The organism is Pseudoalteromonas sp. SR45-1, assembly GCF_014163655.1.
Taxonomy (GTDB): domain Bacteria; phylum Pseudomonadota; class Gammaproteobacteria; order Enterobacterales; family Alteromonadaceae; genus Pseudoalteromonas; species Pseudoalteromonas distincta.
Genome location: NZ_JACJDR010000037.1, coordinates 1 through 1,086 on the forward strand (window position 1 = coordinate 1; position 1,086 = coordinate 1,086).

Here is a 1,086-nt window from a genome sequence, read left to right on the forward strand (position 1 = left end):
TGGACAAAAACGAATTAGAGCCGAAAGACGGCTCTGTGCCAGTTGCAGACGTTCGATAATGAGATTCATGAGCCAAAATTTGCTCTTATTCTCTCTTAGGGATTTTCTAATTAATTAGCTTTCACGCGTTGTTTACGGCATCTGCAACTTTTTCTGCAATTTCATATACCGTATTAGTTGCTGAATTAAGAGCAAACTTATCCACAAGCGTAGGACTCAACTTCATAATCTCATCTTTACTAATATTATGCCAAATAGGAAGAATGACTTTTTCACCCTCCATCTCTTTTGCGACTAATCCATTTAGTTCATATTGTGTCCAGTTTTTTTCGAAAAAACTTTTAGATAAAATAATTAAACCAAACCTAGATTGAGAAAGGCCTTTATCAATGGACTTCCTTAAACTATCACCAATTCTTAGTGCGTATTCATCATACCAAACTGAAACTCCCTGTTTTATGAGCTCATCTGCTAATGATTTCACAAAATCAGCTTTATCTTCAGAGGCGTGTGAAATAAATAAGTCGCTTGCTTTACCATCTTGCTTAGTTAAATCCTTAGCAAAACTGATCGGCATATTTTTTAATTGAGACAATATGTTTCCCTGAATTTTTAATTCTTCATTTAATGATTGATTAAGTGCAATATTCTTTCTTTTTTGAACTTTACCACCAAATTTTTCTTTATTTCGCTCAGCTAACTTTCTGGTTTTTTGAGCTATTTTTGACTTAACTTGTCGTCTAGCTTTAATAACAGACTTTTCTTTACTTTTTAAGGCCTTCCTTAATTTATGTATATCGTCATAAGGATCTGCATTTTTTAATTTTTTTACTGCCCACTCGAACTCTATCTCTCTAGTAATTACATTTTGTTCAAGTTTTCGTATTTCTGCATCTAGAAAGTTAACACCTTTATATTTGGGATGTTTCAAATTTATTCCTTAAATGCTTAACATTTCTTAGTGTTCGAAGGGCACATCTGAGCGGATGTAAAGCTCGCCTTTATAATCTATATAGTTTTAACAAATAACTTTAGATATTACTATCACAGTTTTCCATTGTATTTAACCAACCTCAATGGCCGGTA

General features: G+C 32.9%; 1 protein-coding gene. It reads right to left on the reverse strand.

Annotation, left to right across the window (positions count from 1 at the left end; genetic code table 11):
* Positions 1 to 121: 121 nt before the first annotated feature.
* Positions 122 to 931, reverse strand: a complete 810-nt coding sequence (locus H5089_RS20010; protein WP_002962239.1) for a toll/interleukin-1 receptor domain-containing protein — start codon at positions 929 to 931, stop codon at positions 122 to 124.
* Positions 932 to 1,086: the final 155 nt, after the last annotated feature.